The organism is Streptomyces sp. NPDC001108, from assembly GCF_053598535.1.
In genome coordinates this window covers 1-18981 of the sequence record NZ_JBSFKL010000001.1, presented here as the reverse complement: position 1 = coordinate 18981, position 18981 = coordinate 1, and the positions used below count along the sequence as shown (strand labels likewise).

The following is an 18981-nucleotide window of genomic DNA, read 5'->3' as shown; positions in this document are numbered from 1 at the left end:
CCACCGGCCCGTGCCGGCCGTGCCGCTCCCGAGGAGGTCCCATGCCCGCTCCCGCCACCAGGAAACGAACGGTCGCCGCGGTCCACGCCGCCCCGGTGTTCATGGACACCGGGGCGACGGTCGACAAGGCCGTCGCCCTCATCGAGCGGGCCGGCCGGGAGGGCATCGATCTGCTGGTGTTCCCGGAGACCTTCGTACCGGGCTACCCGTACTGGATCGAGGCGTACGCCCCGCTGGACCAGCAGGGAGCCGACGCCGCCTACGCGGGGGCGTCCGTCGAGGTGCCGGGCCCCGAGATCGCCCGGGTCCGGTCGGCCTGCCGGCGGGCGGGTACCGGGGTGGTCCTCGGCGTCAGCGAACGCCTCGAATCCACTCGGACCTGCTTCAACAGCCAGGTTTTCATCGACCCCGACGGGACCCTGCTCGGAGTGCACCGCAAGCTCCAGCCCACCTATGCGGAACGGATGGTGTGGGCCCAGGGCGGCGGCGCCACGCTCCGGGTGTTCGACAGCGAGCTCGGCCGGATCGGCGGTCTGGCCTGCTGGGAGCACACCATGAACCTGGCCCGGCAGGCCCTGGTCGCCCAGGGGCAGGAGATCCACGCGGCGGCCTGGCCCGGACTGTCCACCATGGCCGGATTCGAGGAGGTCGCCGACGTACAGATCGACGCGATGATGAAGACCCACGCCCTCACCGCCCAGGCGTTCGTGATCTCCGCGGGCAATCCGGTCGACCGGACATGCCTGGACTGGATGGCGGCCAACCTCGGCCCGCAGAAGCACATCACCGAGGGCGGCGGCTGGTCGGCGGTGATCCACCCCTTCACCCAGTACCTCGCGGGCCCGCACACCGGCCCCGAGGAGCGGTTCGTCACGGCGGAGATCGACCTCGACGACCTGAACGCCGTCAAGGTCTGGGTCGACTCGCGCGGCCACTACGCACGACCGGAGATCCTCGGCCTGCGCGTCGACCACCGGCCGCTCTGGCACGACGAGACCGACCACCGTTGGCCCATGGCCCCGGGCGACGACGGGCCCGCCACCACCGACGGAACGGACTGACCGGGGCGGCCCGCACACCGGTCCGGGATGCGGGCCGCCGCCTCGGGGAACCGCCGGAGCAGGTTCCCGTTCGGAGGCCGCGCCGGATCCCTTCGGCGGCGAGGAGTCCGGCCACAGCGGGGGCCAGGGATCGGCGCCCCGGCCGGAGCGGGCCTCACGTCCAGAGCTGGTCCCCGAGGGATCCGGAGGGTGCCGCGCCCGGCAGGACGTAGGCCACGGCCGAGGCCCGGTGCTGGAGGAACGGATTGAGGGCGTCACGGTCGGCCAGGCGGTTCTGGACGCGGGTGAACCGGCCGGGGTCGCGCATGAAGGCGCAGAAGAGCAGGCCCCGGTCGTCGGGCCCGTCGTCGTAGCTGTAGCTGCGGCGGAGCATCCGGGCACCGCCGTCGAAACGGGGGCTGGCCAGGCGCACATGGGCAGTGGCGGGAAGGACGTAGGAACCGTCGGGGTGCTTGGCGTAGATGTCCGGCTCGTCGTGCTCGGCGGTGCCGCCGAGGGCGACGCCGTCGCGGGTGCGGCGGCCGACCGCCCGGTCGCGGTGGCTCTCTGGGAGGGCCGCGAAGCCGGTGACGTCCATGTGGATCCTGCGGTAGACGAGGACGGTTCCGTTCCCGTGTGCTCCGGGAGGACCCCAGACCCATTGCTCGGCCGCCGCGCGATCGGGGTTGGCGGTGCCGTCCTTGGAACCGAAGAGATTGCGCGGAGTGGTGCCCGGGGCCGTGGGCGGCAGGAAGCCGGACTGGCCCCAGCGGAGCACGGCCCCGGCCGTGCGCGCGGCCCCGACGACGAGTTCGGCGACCACGGTGAGCGTCCAGCGGTCGGCCGCGCAGAGCTGGACCAGCAGGTCGCCGCCGCTGCGGCGCGGGTCGAGGCGGTCGCCGGGAAACGGCGGCAACTCACGCAGCACGGACGGGACATCGAGCCCGAGCCGGTCGGCGAGAGCAGGGCCGATGCCGACCAGGGAGGTGAGCCGGGTCGTGCCACCGCCCTGGAGCCGCAGGTCCTTCGGGGTGTCGGAGGCCGCGGTGGCCAGCACCCCGGTCAGCTCACCGAGGACACCGCGGAGCGCCTTCCGCACGGCGGCGGCCGAGGCCCTGGGGAGGTCGAGGGCGAGCAACTGCGTCGTCGGCTGCTGGGGAGCCGTGACCCCGGCCTGCCGGACGCCGTGGAAGGGAATCGCGGCGCTCGCCGCCGGGGCGCCGGAGGCACCGTCGGCCGCCCGGTCGTCCCTCACCAGTCCATCGGCCGCCGCTCCGGCCCCGGCGGCGAGCACCGCCCCGGCCGCGAACAGGGCCCGCCGCCGCCCTAAACCGGTTGCCGGGGGGTGGGGCGGATCCTGCGCATTTCCCTGTTCCGTGGGCATGGCCCTATTGGAGACGATAAAACATCTGCCATGCAAACCCTGTTCACAGCAAGCCTGTTGAACCGCGCGGTAGTACGGAAAGCGGCGTTCCGGGCGACGCTGAGGCTGTCGGCACTGGCCGTCTCGGCCGTGCTGGCGGCCACCGGATGTTCCGGCGCGGGGCCGAAGTCCGAGGACGCGCGACATCCGGCGGGGAGCGTGCTGCGGGTCCCGCAGGACTTCCGCACGGTGCAGCAGGCGGTGGACGTCGCCCGCGCGGGCGAGACGGTGCTGGTCGGACCCGGTGTGTACCGGGAGAGCGTGCGCATCACCAAGGACCGCCTGGTGCTCCGTGGAACGGACCGCAACAAGGTGGTCCTCGACGGCGGTCTGCGCCGGGCCAACGGCGTCACCGTGACCGGCGCCGGATCAGTGGTGGAGAACCTCACCGTGCACGGATACCTCGCCAACGGCGTCCTGTTCACCGGAGTCACCGACGAGCGGTTGCAGCGGCGGGGTGCCGGCGGTTCCGCCTACGACCCGTTGGACACCACCCGCTTCCCTCCGGTCCGGGGCTTTCGGGCGAGCCGGGTCACGGCGTACAACAACGGCCTGTACGGCATCTACGCCTTCGACGCGCGCGACGGTGTGATCGAGGACTCCTACGCCTCCGGGCACGCCGACTCGGGCGTCTACGTGGGCCAGTGCAAGCCCTGCAACACCCTGGTCCGCGGCAACACGGTGGAGCGCAACGCGGTCGGCATCGAACTGACCAACGCCTCCGACAACCTGTCGGTGGTGGGCAACCGCGTCGTCCGCAACCGGGTCGGGGTCACGGTCAACTCCAACGATCTGGAAGCCCTCGCCCCGCAGCACGGTGCGGTGATCGCCGGGAACGCCGTCGTCGACAACAACGCGGCCGACACACCCGAGCAGGCGGACGGGGGCTTCGGCATCGGAATCGGCATCGGAGGCGGGACCGACAACCGCGTCCAGCGCAACCTGGTACGCGGCAACCACGCGGCCGGAGTGATCGTCACCGACCCGCCGGGGCATCCGGCGAGCGGCAACCGCGTCGAGGACAACCGTGCCGCCGGCAACGGCGTCGACCTCGTGCTGGCCTCCACCGACCCCGGCAACTGCTTCGCGGGCAACCGCCCAGGCACCCAGAGCCCGGCCTCCCTGGAGAACCGCGCGGGCTGCGGCACCCGGGGCCGGGGCGCGCTGCCCGCGGGCCGCACCGCGTCGGTGCAGGCACCGCCGGGGATGCCGTTCAGCCGCGTCCCGGCCCCACCGGCCCAGCCGTCCATGCCGGATCCGACGGTCCCGGGGCGCCCGGCGACCGGGCTGCCGGGCGCCGTCGACATGGCCGACTACCCCCTCCCGAAGAACGTGGACGCCGTGCCGCGCACCCACTGACCACGGGCCCACACGGCGGCGGAGCCGGGGGCCCCGATGCCGTCAGCCGGCGCTCCATGGCGCCTCGGGCAGTTTCGCCCGGCTCTCGCGCCCGGAGAACTCCACCGTCGTCGGGGTACCCAGACCGGGCATCCGCATCGTCACCCGGCGCAACCCGCCGTCACCGTCGACCCAGTACGTCAGCGGCGACCGTCCGCCGCCGGGTTCCGCGCCGGGCGTGGAGCCCTGGGCGCGCGGCCCGGCGAACCGGTCGTACCCGCGGCCGTCGATCCGGTCGCGGCCCAGCAGCCGGGCACCGGACTGGGCGAGCAGCAGCGGGTTGTCCGGGCGGTCGGCACCCAGCTCGATCAACAGCCGGAGCCCGGCATCCAGCGGATCGGCCGTGTACGAGCGGGGGGACCAGCCCGAGCGCGGGATGTGCTCGGCCTGCCGCCAGGGCGGGCTGCCGTCGTCCTCGGACGTCGGCGCCAGACCGAGGCCGCCGCCGTCCCAGACGACCAGCCCGCGGTCGAGCCGGCCGGTGGCGGGGCCGGAGGTGCCGGAGGCCCCGGTGATCCGGTAGCTTCCCACGGCCCGGTGCTTCCGGTAGTCCACGACGCCCTCGACCCGGACCACGACCCCGCCGCCCTCGGAAGCGGTCAGGGTCACCGCCACGGGGCTCGCCTCGTACAGATTCAGCCGCGACAGGGCCAGCCTGGACGCCTCCTCCATCGTCACCGGCCGCTCGGCGGCGGTGGCGGTGTCGTCGGACCGGACCCGGTAGAGGACCAGGCCACCGACCACCGCGCCGCACACCGTGATCGCGATCAGTGTTCTCCGCCAGAGGGCCCGACGCGGTGTCCGGTCGTCGGCCTTCCTCTTCCGAGCCATGTGGTCGCCTTCTCCCATCGGTCGTTCGCACGGAAGGGCGGGCCCGCGGACCGCTGGTCCGCGAACCCGCCCGAACCGGCCCGGCCGGTCACCGGCGCCGGTCGCCCCGACACGGGGTCGGGGCGTGTCTCGCTCTCAGGCTCCCTCTAGCGGTGCTGCGCCCTTCGCCTGCGCATCAGGACGACCAGAGCCGCACCGAGGACGGTGAGCGCGGCACAGCCCGCCAGGGCCAGGGGGACCAGCGGGCTCGTACCGGTGGCCGCGAGGCCGGAGCCGGAGGTGTGACCCGGTGTGCCCGGAGCCCCTGGTGCGCCGGGGGAACCCGGTTTGCCTGGTGTCGCGGATGCCGTGGGCGTCGGTTCGGTGCCCGGGAGCCGCTTGTTGACGGCTGTCACCGAGACCCCGTCGTCGAGGTTCTCGGCGGTCAGCACGAGCGGCCCGAACACGGAGACGTCCGGGGCGGCATAGCCCTTGGGCGGGCTCACCTCCTGCCAGTAGTAGGTGCCGGGCGCGCCCGTACCGTGGCAGAGACCGTCGGTCCCGGTCACGCACGGTTCGCCGACCTTCGTGTCCGGATCGGTCCCCTCGGTCTGGAGCTCGTCGGAGCCGTTCGTCTCCTTCCACAGCTGGAACTTCGCCCGGGCCAGTGCCTTGCCGTCCTGATCGTGCTTGATCAGGCGCAGCTCGCCCTCCTGCTGCCGGAAGCCGAAGTCGTAGGTGTGGTCGTTCTCGCCGGGGCCGCCGGTGGTCAACTCCCTCTCCGGGAAGCGGCCGTCGCGCGGAACGACGCCCTTGGAGTCGACGAAGTGGTTGTCGCCGACATCCGCTTCCGTCGGCACCCACTGGTGGAGCGGGCCTCCCTTGGCGTAGTCGGCCGGTTCGTCGAGGCGGATGGTGTACTTCGTCCTGGGCAGGAGGCCGCCGGTGACGTTGGAGTCGTCGAAGTAGTACTCGCCCCGTGCCGTGGTCTCGGCCGTTCCCACGAGCTTGCCCGCCCCGTCGTACAGATGGACGGTCGCGCCGACGACCGGGCGCTGGCCCGGGCTCTGGATGCCCTTGCGTTCGGGGTCGTACCAGACCCGGTTGCCGATCTGGAGCGGGGCCTGGTCGCAGAGCACCTCCAGGTCGCCCATCGAGGCGCCCTTGCCGAACGGGGCGGCGGTTCCGGGCGGGTTGAGGCGCAGGCCGGACTGCGGGTCCTGCGTGCCGTCGCGCTTGACGAAGGTGGTGCCGTAGCCGAAGGCGGTGCTGTTGGGGTCGAATCCGCCGGTCGCGATGGTGTCCTCGACCCGGGAGAACGCCATGCCCGCGAAGGAGGCGTTGTGGTGGGAACCCATGCGGCTGGTGTCGAAGAACCGGGTGCCCCGGGGGGAGAGCCCGCAGCCGTTGTTGGTGTCCATCACATAGCGCCCGTCCACCGGGCACGCCTTGTTCAGGTCGCCGCCGGACAGGACGTTGCCGACCGAGCCGGGCGTGGGACCGGCCGGGGCGCGGTCGCCGAAGCGGTCGCGGAAGGCCAGCAGCATGGACCCGTCGGTCTCGAAGTCGATCTCGCCCAACTCCGGTTCGGGCTGGGCCAGATAGTTCCGGCAGGTCTGACCGTTCTGGGAGGTCGGGAAGGTGTTGGTCCAGGGGAACCAGCCGGGACCGTCGCACGGGGGCCCGCCGACCGTGGACTCGCGGGGATAGTCCAGCGGCTGGTCCAGCACCGGCTCGTGGAACGCACCGGTGTCGAGGTCGAAGGGAAGGACCACCGCACGCAGGTCCGCGGGTTTCCCGGTGGACTCGCCGGAGCACACCCCGCCGACGTAGCCGACCCCGTCGTGCAGACCGAGGCCGAACGGGCGCCAGTCCACCGCCGCCGGGCAGCCCGGGTCCGGAATCGCCTTGGCGGACTCGGGCGCCGAGGCGGTGTCGGCGGTGGCGTTGTAGCGGTAGAGCTTGCGGTCGTTGAGGTTGACGACGAACAGGTCCTTGCCGTCGTCCGTGATCTTGATGCCGCCCAGGCTCTCCTTGCCGGGCGTCGCGAGGAAGGCGTCGTCGGTGCCCTGGCCGTGGGCCGTCGTTCCGGCGTCCGGTACGACGGTGAACAGGGTGGTCTTCTTCTGCGCCCGGTCGGTCACGTAGATGCCTCCGGCGCCGCCCGGACCGTAGTCCGTGGTGCGTTTGGCCACGGCCGCGGAGAACACCCGCTTGTCGGCCTTGTTCCACGCGATGCCGAACAGTGTGCCGGTCTCGGAGTTGGTGGCGACGTCCGTGACGTTGACGTCGACACCGTCCTGGCCGCGCGCGCCGTACGGGAAGGAGACGAGGGTGCGCTGCGACCCGCCCTCGCGGGTGGTCGGCTGGCAGGTCGTCACCAGAGGTGCGTTCTTCTGGCAGTAGTCGGCTGGGTTCCACAACCCCGTGGTGTAGGCCACGTTCTTCTGGTCGGAGAGGTCGACGAACTCCTCGTTGCTGCTCAACTGGTTGGGTGCGCCGTCGAGCCCCTGGCGTGAGGCGAAGGCGGGGAACAGGACGCCCGGCTTCGGATTCACCACCTGCACGCGGTACTTGCCGTTGGTGGAGCCGCCGGCGGTCGGAGTCAGTGTCACGGTGCCGTCGGCGGCCGTGACCCCTTCGACGCCCTTACCGGAGTCGTCGGTGAGCGTCACCTTGACGCCCGCGAGACCCGGTTCCAGCGCGGGTGTCCACACTCCGGTGTTGTCGACGGCCCGGATCACCCGGACCGTCACCGAACCGTCCTCGGTCTGCGAGTGGGCCGCAGGCGCGACGGCCAGCGAACTGCCGCCGATCCCCAGGGCGAGCGCGGCCAGGCTGCCGACGGTCCGACGGCCGGGCGCGCCCCGCCGTCGCCGACGCGGCTCGGGCGCGGCCCCGTTCACTTGATCATTCGTAGCTGTCATCTCCCGCTCTCAGCGTTCAGAAGGGCCTGATGCCCTGCTCGTGAGGGAGTACATAGAGATGCGGAGAACCGCCTCGGCCGCGATCTTAGAGGGGCTTTGGGAAAGATCGTGGGGGAATGGCGAAGTTGTTCTTGGGCGGGGGTGACGTGTGTTCCGGAAAATCGGCGGTGTGGTCACGTGTGCCATGGCCCGGACCCGTCCGTGTGCTGGTGAGGGCAGTACGGGGACGTGCCCCGCGCGTCGCATGGACGACGCGGAGCGGTACGCGGCATGGCTGCCGCGCCCCCTCGCGGAGATCGGGGCCGTGCTCGCCGCCGCCTCCGGCGTACTGGACGACGTCACACGGCCCGCGCTGGTCCATTTCGACCTCTGGCAGGGCAATCTGCTCCTCGCCGGGGAGCCCGGTGACCGTCGTGTCAGCGGCCTCATCGACGGTGAGCGAATGTTCTGGGGCGATCCGGTGGCCGATTTCTTCTTGTTGGCACTCTTCGCCGACATGGAGGACGACACGGCATTCCTGGCCGGTTACGCGGATGCGGGCCGGGCAGTGGTGTTCGACGGCCCGGTGCGTCTGCGGCTGGCGCTCCACCGGGCCTATCTCTATCTGATCACGCTGGTCGAGGTGGAGCCCCGGCAGGCCGGGGAGGCCGACCTGACCTGGGTACGGAGCCGTGTGGGCCCCCAGCTCGTCGCGGCGCTGGAGGACGTGGAGTCGGGGCTGCGCGGCGGCTGCCGGTGACCTCGGCGCCCCGGTCGCGGCTGTCCTGGAGCGGGACCGGCCGGCGGTGTCGCGCCGGGCCGTGAGTCGACGTCGGGAGCAGCCCGCGGGCGGTTGTGTTTCAGCCATCCCGACGATTGCAGAGGTTCTTGTGCACAGATTCCTGTGCACAGGAACCTTTGTCATCTACCGTGAAGCTCATGGAACTTCCCGAGCAGTCACCTCAAGTCAAGCTGAACGCACGGAACTTGAGGGGCGTCACCCACCCGCTCCGGGTGCGGATGCTGACGGTCCTGCGGACGGACGGGCCGGCCACGGCCACCACACTCGCCCGGCGGTTGAACGCGAACACCGGGGCCACCAGCTACCACCTGCGCCAGCTCGCCGAGTACGGCTTCATCGTCGAGGCGCCGTCCCGGGGCGGCCGCCGGGAACGCTGGTGGCAGGCGGCGCACGTCAATACCGTGCTCCCGGACGATCCGGCGCTGGAGGGCGAGGACGGCCTCGGTGCCGCGTATCTGCAGGCGCTGGGCCGGGTCTGGTCCGACGCGATGACGGCCGCCATCGACGCGACCCCCGCGCTGTCGCCCGAATGGCGCGACGCCCAGGACTTCGGCGACTACGTGCTCACCCTGACCCCGGCCGAGGCCGAGGAGCTGTCGGCCGAGATCCACCGACTGCTCCGGCGACGCAACTCCCCGCCCCGGCCCGCTGGTTCGCCGATCCCCGAAGGCGCGGAGCGGGTCGCCTTCCAGTTCCAGTTGTTCCCCACCAGCGCAGACCGGCACGTCTCCCACCCCACCGACTCGGAGTGAGAAAGATGACCTCTCGGCACGCGGCCGCCCAGCGGGCGGCGGACAGCGACACCCCCGAACCGGCCCCACCCGCTCCACCGGCCCCGGACGCCGTCGACGCCCCGGAGACCTCCGACGCCCCGGACGGCGGGCCCCGGGTCTGGCGCGGACTGGTCGGCATGCTGTCGGCCAACGCGGCGTCCCTGTCGGCCAACCGTGTGCTCTCGATCGCGCTGCCCTGGTTCGTCCTGACGACGACCGGCAGTGTCGGCAAGACCGGCCTGGTCGCCTTCTGCCAGATAGTCCCCTACGTGGTGGCCCAGGCGCTGGCGGGGCCGATCATCGACCGGGTCGGCCCCAAACGCATCAGCATCGCCGGTGACCTGGCCTCCACCGTGGCGACGGCCGCCGCCCCGCTGCTCTACATGTCGGGAAACCTGTCCTTCGGCCTGCTGCTGGGGCTGCTGGCGGTGGTCGGGGCGGCGGACGGCCCGGCCAACGGGGCCAAGGGACTCTTCGTGCCCGCCGCCACCCGCGCGGCCCGGGTGCCGCTGGAACGGGGCACCGGACTGTCGACGGCGGTCGAACGGACCGCGACGACCATCGGACCGGCCATCGCCGGTGTGGTCGTCGCCTCCTTCGGCAGCCTCTACGCCCTGTGGATCACCGCCTGCCTGTTCGGTGTGTCGGCGCTCATCGTCTCCACCACGCTCAGCGATCCGGTGCCCGAGCCGCACGAGACGCCGGTCGACGAGGTCGAGGGCTACTTCTCCCGGCTGCGTCAGGGTGCCGTGTTCCTGCGCGACGCCAAGCTGCTGCGGTCCATCGTGTGCATGCTCGCTGTGACCAACCTGCTCGACCAGGCGTTCATGTCCGTGCTGCTGCCGGTCTGGGCGAAGGAGACGGGCAACGGAGCGGGCGCCATCGGCCTGGTGGTGAGTGTCTTCGCCGCCACGTCGATCGTCGCCGCGCTCGTCGCCGCGGGGGTGGCCGAGCGGCTGCCCCGGCGGGCCGTCTTCCTGATCGGCCTGACGCTGGGCGGCGTCCCACGCTTTGTCGCCATGGCCACGGGCGCCCCCCTGTGGCTGGTCCTGGCGGTGCTCGCCGTGGGCGGCCTCGGCTCCGGCTTCGTCAACCCGATCGTGGGGGCCGTGACGTACGAGCTGATCCCCACTCCGCTGTTGGGCCGGGTCAAGACGCTGGCCCAGGCCGTCACCTGGGCGGGCATCCCCTTCGGCGGACTGCTGGGTGCGGGGCTGGTGACGGCGGTGGGCACCTCCGGCGCGTTGTGGATCGTCGGCGGACTCTACCTCGTCGCCATCGGCGTCCCGGCCATGAACCGGGAGTGGGCGGGCATGCGCAAGCGGACGACGCCCGCAGCGGGCCCCGCCCGGACCGGGGGCGAGCACGGTGACGCGAGCGCGCCCGGAGAGACCCCGGCCCCCGCCAAGGAGGCGGTCGGGGAAGTCGCGTAGGCGGCCGGGTCGGAGCGGGGCCGTACGGGCGGTGGACCGTCCGTACGGCCCCGCTCCCGTACCCGGCGGCCAGGGCAGAAGCGGCCACGCCCGGCGGGCACAAGTGACCAGTTCATTCCTCCAGAGCGCTCTGCGAGCATCGGATTCGGCTGAGTTTCCAAGGGTTTTCGCAGACGGTCGACGACGAGGAACTGGTGGACACATGACGACGAAGCCGATGGCGGCCGCGGCCCTTGGCCAGAGGGCCGAAAAGGGCGGTCTCTCTCCTGCGGAAGCCCGCGTCGCGGCAGTGTGGAACGCGGTGCTCGGCGCCGGGGCGACCGGGGCGGAGGCGAACGGGGCGGATGACGAATTCTTCCGGCTCGGCGGCACCCGTGCGCAGGCGGCGGAAATGGCCCACCGGATCGCGGAGGAATTCGGTTCGGAATTCGGCGCGGAAGAATTGCCGGAACCATTGACGGTGCGGTCGGTGGCGTCGTTCCTCGCCCAGGAGGCGCTGCTGCGGGCCCGCAGGCTGTTCGAGTCGGCCGACTTCGACGCCGAGAGCGCGACCGACGCCATGGAGGCCCTCGTGGCACCCGGGGCGCCGGACGACGTCCCGGCCATCCCCCGTGCGTCCCGGTCCGGGCAGCCGTTGCCGCTGTCGTTCGCGCAGCGCCGGCTCTGGTTCCTGGACCAGCTGGATCCCGGCCGGGCCGAGTACCTGATCCCCATGGGACTGCGCATCAGCGGCCCGCTGGACGTCCCGGCGCTCCGCGCCTCCCTCTCCGAGCTGGTGAGCCGGCACGAGGTGCTGCGTACCCGCTTCGTCGGCGACGACGACGGCGATCCCGGCCAGGTCGTCGACCCGCCCCGGCCGCTGCCGCTCGCCGTGCACGACCTGCGGTCCGTCGCCGGACCGGACGCGCGGGAGGCGGCGGCCGCCGCACTCGTGGAGACCGAGGGCTTCCGGCCGATGGATCTCGGCACCGGACCGATGGTGCGTGCGCTGCTGATCCGGCTGGCCGACGAGGAGCACCTGCTTGCTCTGACGGTGCATCACATTGCTTTCGACGGCTGGTCGGTGGGGGTGCTGTCCCGGGAGCTGTCCGCCCTCTACGGCGCGCGGACCACGGGCACCGACGCCGACCTCCCCGAACCTCCCCTCCAGTACGCCGACTTCGCGGTCTGGCAGCGCGAGTGGTTCACCGGCGAGGTGCTGGCGGAACAGCTGGACTACTGGCGCGCCCGGCTGACCGGCACCGAGCCGCTGGAACTGCCCACCGACCGCCGCCGCCCCGCGCGGCGCAGCGGCAACGGCGCCATGCTCACCTTCCGCGTACCGGCACGGACCGCCGACGGCGCCCGCAGGGTCTCCAAGGAGACCGGTGCGAGCCTGTTCATGACCCTGCTGGCGGTCTTCCAGACGGTGCTGTCGCGCTACAGCGGCCAGGAGGACATCGCGGTGGGCACCCCGATCGCGGGCCGCAACCGCGCCGAGATCGAGAACATGATCGGTTTCTTCGTGAACACGCTGGTCATGCGCACCGACCTGTCCGGCGACCCGACCTTCGCCGAGCTGCTGGACCGGGTCAAGGAGACCGCGCTCGGCGCCTACGACCACCAGGACCTGCCCTTCGAGCGCCTGGTGGAGGAGCTGGCTCCACGACGGGACCTGTCGCGCAATCCGCTCTTCCAGACGATGTTCGTCCTCCAGAACACCCCCGACAGCCGGTCCTGGGACCTGCCGGGCCTGACCGTACGGCAGCTCGACGTATCGGCCCAGGACTCCAAGTTCGACTTCACCTTCTACACCTCCGAGGCCGCCGACGGCGCCCTGGACGGCACCATCGTGTATGCCACCGACCTGTTCGACGAAGCCACGATGGAGCGCCTTGCCGGGCACTTCGGGACGCTGCTGGAATCCGCCTGCGCCACCCCGGACGCCCGGCTTTCCGAGCTCACGATGCTGACCGCCGCCGAACGCCGGACGATCCTCGGCGAGTGGAACGGCGCCGACACCGACGCCCCGGACACGGTGACCGTGCCCCGGCTGATCGAGGAGCAGGCCGCCCGGCGGCCCGACGCCACAGCCGTGATCTGCGGAACCGAACGGCTGACCTACCACCGTCTCGACGAGCGGGCCGGGTGGATAGCCGACCGGCTGCGCGAGCGCGGCGCCGGACCGGGCACCCTGGTCGCGGTCTGCCTGGACCGGGGCACGGACATGGTGTGCGCGCTGCTCGGCATCCACCGGGCCGGGGCGGCCTACCTGCCGCTGGACCCGGACTACCCCACGGACCGGCTCGCCTACATGGTCGAGGACAGCGGCGCCCCGCTGATCGTCACCCAGACCACGCACACCGGCCGCCTGCCCTCCGGCGTCCCGACGCTGCTGCTGGACGGGGACCGGCCGGACACCGCTCCGCCCGGCCCGGAGACCTTCGCGGGTCCGGTGGTCCAGGCCGGTCCGGACGACGTGGCCTACGTGATCTACACCAGCGGTTCCACCGGCCGCCCCAAGGGCGTGCAGATCACCCACGGCGCGCTGCGCGCGCGGATGCGGGAGACCTGCCGCGAGCTGGGGTTCACCCCCGAGGACCGGGTCCTCCAGTTCGCCTCGATCGCGTTCGACTCGTCGGTGGGCCAGATGTTCGCCCCGCTCGTCTCCGGGGCGGGCCTCGTCCTGCGTGACGACACCTGGGACCCGGGCCGGCTGGCGGGGGCGCTGCGCGAGCACCGGGTCACGGTGGCCTGGCTCACCCCGTCGGCTTTCGGGGCGCTCGCCGCCGACCTGGACGGACCGGAGGCGCTGGGCCCGGAGCTGCGGCTGGTCCGGCTCGGCGGCGAGGCGCTCCAGCGGGAGCAGGTCCGGCAGTGGTTCCGGCACTGCGCGGTGCCCCTGGTCAACGGCTACGGCCCCTCGGAGGCCGCACAGGAGGCGACGACCGCCAGGATCGACGGCCCCGTCGACCGGGTCCCGATCGGCCGGCCGGTCGCCAACGCGAAGGTGTTCGTCGTCGACCCCCACGGCCGGCCGGTTCCGGTGGGCGTCCCGGGCGAGATGTGGATCGGCTGCCCCGGGCTGGCCCGCGGCTACCTGAACCGGCCCGAGCTGACCGACGAGAAGTTCACCGTCGTGGACGTGGACGGCACACCGCGACGTGTCTACCGCACCGGCGACCTCGCCCGGTGGATGCCGGACGGGCGGCTGGAGTTCGTCGGCCGCTCCGACAACCAGGTCAAGCTGCGCGGCTACCGCGTCGAACCGGGCGAGATCGAAGCGGCGCTGCTCACCCACCCCACGGTCAACGGCGCCACCGTCGTCCTGCGGGAGGACGTCCCCGGCGTGCAGAGGCTCGTGGCGTACGTGGTGCCCGTGGGCCCCCTCGACGCGAGCGCGCTCCGCGCCCACCTCCAGCGCGACCTGCCGGACTACATGGTGCCCACGGCGTTCGTGCCGCTGGAGCGCATCCCGCTCACCCCGAACGGCAAGACCGACCGCCGGGCCCTCCCCGCCCCCGCCTCCGACCGGTCCGGGCTGGACGCCGCGTACACCGAGCCGCGCACGGACACCGAGCGCACGGTGACCGAGGTGTGGTCCGAGGTGCTGGGGGTCGACCGGATCGGCGTGCACGACGACTTCTTCGCCCTGGGCGGGCATTCGCTGCTGGCCACCCAGGTCGCGTCGCGGCTGCGCCGACGACTGGGCGCCGACGTGCCGGTGCGTACCCTGTTCGGCGCACCGACCCCGGCACTGCTGGCCGCCGCCGTGACCGGACTCGACGGCACGGGAGCCGACCGCATTCCGGCGGCACCGCGCCACGACGGCCCGCCGCCTCTCAGCTTCGCCCAGCAACGCCTCTGGTTCCTCGACCAGTTGGAGCCGGGCCGCGCCGAGTATCTGCTTCCCTTCGCTCTCCGGGTCCACGGTCCGCTCGACATCGACGCCCTGAACGCCGCGTTCACCGCGGTGGTGGCACGCCACGAGGTCCTGCGTACCCGGTTCGTCACGGATGCGACGGGCTCCCCGGCACAGCTCATCGACCCGCCGCGGCCGGTGCGGATGCTGGTCCGGGACCTGCGCCGGACGGGCGACGCGACCACCCGCGAGGACGCCCTCGCGAAGGCACTGGGTGAGGACGGACTGCGACCGATCGACCTCGGCACCGGGCCCATGCTGCGCGCACTGCTGGTGCGGCTGGCCGACGAGGAGCACGTCCTGGCGGTCACCGTGCACCACATCGCCTTCGACGGCTGGTCGGTGGGGGTGCTGGTACGCGAGCTGTCCGCCCGGTACGCGGAAGCCCTCCCGCACGGCTCCGGCGCACCCGGCCCGGACCCGCTGCCCGTGCAGTACGCCGACTACGCCGTGTGGCAGCGCGCCTGGCTCGACGGCGCGCCGCTGGAGCGGCAACTCTCCTACTGGCGGAACCAGATGGAAGAGCTGGAGCCGCTGGAACTGCCGACCGACCACCCCCGGCCGGCGGAACGCGGCGGACGCGGCGAGATGGTCCGGTTCTCCGTCCCCGCCGAGGTCGCCGCCCGCGCCCGAGCGGTGTCCGCGGAGAGCGGCGCGAGCCTCTTCATGACCCTGCTGGCCGTCTTCCAGCTCCTGCTGTCCCGCTACAGCGGGCAGCGGGACATCGCGGTGGGAAGCCCGGTCGCCGGTCGGAACCGGGCGGAGACGGAGGAGCTGATCGGTTTCTTCGTGAACACGCTGGTGCTGCGGACGGATCTCGCCGGGGACCCGACCTTCGTCGAGTTGCTGGGCCGGGTGAAGGAGACCGCGCTCGGTGCGTACGACCACCAGGACCTGCCCTTCGAACGCCTCGTGGAGGAACTCGCCCCCGACCGCGACCTCTCCCGCAACCCCCTCTTCCAGACCCTGTTCGCGCTCCAGAACACGCCGGGCGCGGATGCCTGGAACCTCCCGGGCCTCACGGCGGAGCCCGTCGAGCTCCCCGCCCGGGACGCCAAGTTCGACCTGGCGATGTACCTCGCCGAGGCCGCGGACGGCACATTGGACGGTGCTCTCGTCTACGCGGACGACCTCTTCGCCGACGACACCGCGCGCCGCCTCGTCGGCCACTTCACCCACCTGCTGGCGGCGGCCACGAACCGCCCGCACTGTGCGCTGTCCGAGGTGGAGATGATGGACGCGGCGGAGCGGCACCGCGTCCTCGCGGAGTGGAACGACACCGCCGCACCCGTACCGGCGACGACACTGCACCAGCTCTTCGAGCAGCGCGCGGCACAGGCCCCGGACGCGGTCGCGGTCGTCTGCGGCACCGAGACCCTGACGTACCGCCGACTCGACGAGAGGGCCAACCAACTGGCCCACCGCCTGCGCGCCGTGCCCGGCATCGGTCCGGACGTACCCGTGGGTGTCTGCCTGGAACGGTCTCCCGCCATGGTGTGGACCCTGCTCGGCATCCTGAAGGCCGGGGCCGCGTACGTACCACTCGACCCGGAGCACCCGGCGGAACGGCTGGCGTACCTGGTGGCGGACTCCGGCACGCCGCTGATCGTCACCGACACCGCCCACGCCGAACTGCTGCCGGACGGCCCGGACCTGCTGATCGTGGACCGCCCGGCCGATCTGCCGGACACCCTGCTCACGGACGCGCCGGAACCCCTCGCGACCCCCGGCGACCTCTGCTACTTGATCTACACCAGCGGCTCCACGGGCCGCCCCAAGGGCGTCCGCGCCGAACACCGCGGCGTGGTCAACTACCTGGCCGGCATGCAGCACCCGTTCCCGATCGCACCGGGCGAGGGCTTCCTCCAGGCCACACCGCTCTCCTTCGACGTGTCGGCGTACGAGATCTTCTGGCCCCTGTGGCAGGGCGGCACGGTCGTGCTGGTGCCGGGATCCGACCGGCTCGACATGGCCGAGGTGTCCCGCCTGATGCGCGCCCACCGCGTGGTCGGCCTGCACTTCGTGCCGAGCCTGCTGGACCTGTTCGTCTCCGGGGTACGGCCCGAGGACTGCACCCACCTGCGGTACGCCTTCGCCAGCGGCGAGCCGCTCCAGCCCACGCTGGTGAGCCGGTTCGCCGAACGCTTCCCCGGCGACCTGATCAACCTGTACGGCGCCACCGAGGTCTCGGTCGACACCACGTACTGGCGGGCCTCGCGCACCGACCCCGCCGCACCGGTCCTCGCGGGCCGCCCCATGGTCAACCAGACCGTGTACGTCCTGGACCCGGACCTCCGGCCCGTGCCCGCGGGCATCCTGGGCGAGGTGTACCTCGGCGGCGACAGTGTCTGCCGCGGCTACCACCAGCGGCCCGACCTCACCGCCGGACGCTTCGTCGCCGACCCGTTCCGGGGCGGCCGGATGTACCGTACCGGCGATCTCGGCCGGTTCACCGCGGACGGCGAACTGGACCTGCTGGGACGGATGGACCGGCAGGTGAAACTCCGCGGCGTCCGGGTCGAACTCGGCGAGATCGAGGCGACGCTCCTCACCCACGGCACGGTCGGAGCCTGCGCGGTGGTGGTCCGGGAGGACACCCCGGGCGACAAACGTCTGGTCGCCTACTGCGTGCCCGCGCCCGACGCCACGGCGGACGCCGGCGTGCTGCGCGAATGGGCCGCCGAACGCCTGCCCCGCGCCATGGTGCCGTCCGGGATCGCGATCCTGCCGGAACTGCCGCTCAACCGGAACGGCAAGGTCGACCACGCCGCACTGCCCGCTCCCGGGAACACCGGCGACAGCACGGCCGGCTACACCGCGCCACGCGACGAGATCGAGGCGGAGATCGCCGGGATCATGGCCGCTGTGCTCGGCGTGGAACGCGTAGGCGTCCACGAGAGATTCTTCGACGCCGGCGGACACTCCCTGCTCGCCCTCCAGCTCGTCAACCAGATCGAGTCGGCGACCGGAGTCCGCATCGGACTGCGACGTCTCTTCCAGTCGCCGACCGTCACCGGCATCAAACAACAGCTCATCGAACTGTTCGACGCGCAGGAACAGCATTCCTGAACAGCGGCCCCACTCCCCACGCGACACGACGAAGAGGACGGAACATCATGGGCGAGAGCTCGGTCGAGGCACGGCTGCTGTCCCGTATGAAGCGGAGCGCGGAAGCGGCCCGTATCGTACGGGCCGACCGGGAGGACGGACCGCTGCCGCTGTCGTTCGCGCAGCAGCGACTCTGGTTCCTGGACCGGCTGACGCCGGACAGCGCGGAGTACCTGGTGCCGACGGTGCTCCGGGTACGCGGCGCACTCGACGTACCCGCGCTCGGCACGGCACTCTCGGGCCTGGTGGCCCGGCACGAGGTGCTGCGCACGGCCTTCCCGGCGGACGGCGACGGCGCCCCGCGACAGGCGATCGGTGCCCCCTGGCCCGTGGAGGTCACCGTCCACGACCTGCGGGCCGAGCCGGACGCGGAGACCCGCGCGGGCGAGGTGCTGCGCCGGGAGGCGACGCGCCCGTTCGATCTGGAGACCGGACGGCTGCTGAGGGCCGACGTGGTGAGGCTCGCGGAGGACGACCACTTCCTTCTTCTGACCATCCATCACATCGTGTCGGACGGATGGTCCTCCGGGATCCTGGCCCGTGAGCTGCGTGAGCTGTACGCGGCCGCCGTGGCGGGGCGTGAGGCGTCGCTTCCCGAACTGTCCCTTCAATACGCGGACTTCGCCGCCTGGCAGCGGGAGCAGCTCAGCGGGGACTTCCTGGAGCGGCAGCTCGCGTACTGGCGCGGCCGCCTCGCCCATGTGGCACCGCTCGAACTCCCCACCGACCACCAGCGTCCGACGGAGCCGAGCGGCAGCGGTGACGTGGTCACCTTCTCGGTGCCGCCGGAGGTGGTGGAGGCGCTGCGGGTGACGGCGCGTGGGCAGGGTGCGAGCCTGTTCATGGCGTTGCTGGCGGTCTTCCAGATCGTTCTGGCCCGTTACTGCCGGCAGGACGACATCGCGGTGGGCACCCCGGTCGCCGGTCGGAACCGGGCGGAGACGGAGGAGTTGATCGGTTTCTTCGTGAACACGCTGGTGCTGCGGACGGATCTCGCCGGGGACCCGACCTTCGTCGAGTTGCTGGGCCGGGTGAAGGAGACCGCGCTCGGTGCGTACGACCACCAGGACCTGCCCTTCGAACGCCTCGTGGAGGAACTCGCCCCCGACCGCGACCTCTCCCGCAACCCCCTCTTCCAGACGATGTTCGTCCTTCAGGCGCCCGGAAGCGCGGACGGCCAGGAATGGGAGCTGGCGGGCACACGGACCGAACCGGTCGAGATCGAGCGCGGAGTCGCCAAGTTCGACCTGACGCTCACGGCGGTCGAGTCGGCGGACGGGCTGCGCGCTGTCCTGGAGTATCGGACGGATTTGTTCGATCGGGTGTCGGTGGAGCGGTTGGCGGGGCATTTGGTGACGTTGGTGGGGTCGGTGGCGGCTGCTCCGGG

Annotated in this window: 10 protein-coding genes; 7 read left to right on the top strand and 3 right to left on the bottom strand. The window is 72.2% G+C overall.

The annotated features are described in order from the left end of the window. The first annotated feature begins 41 nt into the window (after window positions 1-41). On the top strand, window positions 42-1061 hold the full coding sequence (locus ACWC97_RS00050) for a carbon-nitrogen hydrolase family protein (protein WP_450646429.1): 1020 nt from the start codon (window positions 42-44) through the stop codon (window positions 1059-1061). A gap of 154 nt (window positions 1062-1215) precedes the next feature. Here the strand turns inward: ACWC97_RS00050 and ACWC97_RS00045 are convergent, their stop codons facing one another. Continuing rightward, a complete protein-coding gene (locus tag ACWC97_RS00045) occupies window positions 1216-2424 on the bottom strand; it encodes a Dyp-type peroxidase (protein ID WP_450646427.1) in 1209 nt (402 codons plus the stop codon). 57 nt (window positions 2425-2481) lie between these two features. On the opposite strand from ACWC97_RS00045, the gene ACWC97_RS00040 reads away from it, so the two are divergent. Further along, window positions 2482-3822 carry a right-handed parallel beta-helix repeat-containing protein gene (locus tag ACWC97_RS00040; protein ID WP_450646425.1) on the top strand — a complete coding sequence of 447 codons (1341 nt, stop codon included), beginning with the start codon at window positions 2482-2484 and terminating at the stop codon, window positions 3820-3822. A 42-nt stretch (window positions 3823-3864) separates the two neighbouring features. Here the strand turns inward: ACWC97_RS00040 and ACWC97_RS00035 are convergent, their stop codons facing one another. Together ACWC97_RS00035 and ACWC97_RS00030 are read right to left on the bottom strand one after the other, a co-directional pair. Beyond that, window positions 3865-4692 (bottom strand): hypothetical protein, encoded by an 828-nt coding sequence (locus ACWC97_RS00035; protein WP_450646423.1) that lies wholly within the window; start codon window positions 4690-4692, stop codon window positions 3865-3867. A gap of 146 nt (window positions 4693-4838) precedes the next feature. Beyond that, complete coding sequence (locus ACWC97_RS00030; protein ID WP_450646421.1) at window positions 4839-7577, bottom strand: SdrD B-like domain-containing protein; 2739 nt, start codon at window positions 7575-7577, stop codon at window positions 4839-4841. Between the two features lie 205 nt (window positions 7578-7782). On the opposite strand from ACWC97_RS00030, the gene ACWC97_RS00025 reads away from it, so the two are divergent. The 5 genes from ACWC97_RS00025 to ACWC97_RS00005 all read left to right on the top strand — a co-directional run. Next, the gene (locus tag ACWC97_RS00025; protein ID WP_450647436.1) at window positions 7783-8337 is read left to right on the top strand and encodes a phosphotransferase family protein; all 555 of its coding nucleotides are present in this window, start codon (window positions 7783-7785) and stop codon (window positions 8335-8337) included. 179 nt (window positions 8338-8516) lie between these two features. Continuing rightward, window positions 8517-9131 carry a winged helix-turn-helix domain-containing protein gene (locus tag ACWC97_RS00020; RefSeq protein WP_352280434.1) on the top strand — a complete coding sequence of 205 codons (615 nt, stop codon included), beginning with the start codon at window positions 8517-8519 and terminating at the stop codon, window positions 9129-9131. Between the two features lie 5 nt (window positions 9132-9136). Continuing rightward, entirely contained in the window at window positions 9137-10585 is a 1449-nt protein-coding gene (locus ACWC97_RS00015; RefSeq protein ID WP_450646419.1) for an MFS transporter, read from the top strand. Window positions 10586-10787: 202 nt separating this feature from the next. Continuing rightward, on the top strand, window positions 10788-17555 hold the full coding sequence (locus ACWC97_RS00010) for an amino acid adenylation domain-containing protein (RefSeq protein ID WP_450646417.1): 6768 nt from the start codon (window positions 10788-10790) through the stop codon (window positions 17553-17555). A 47-nt stretch (window positions 17556-17602) separates the two neighbouring features. After that, window positions 17603-18981 (top strand): condensation domain-containing protein (locus ACWC97_RS00005; RefSeq protein ID WP_450646415.1); only part of this gene is annotated, 1379 nt, incomplete at its 3' end.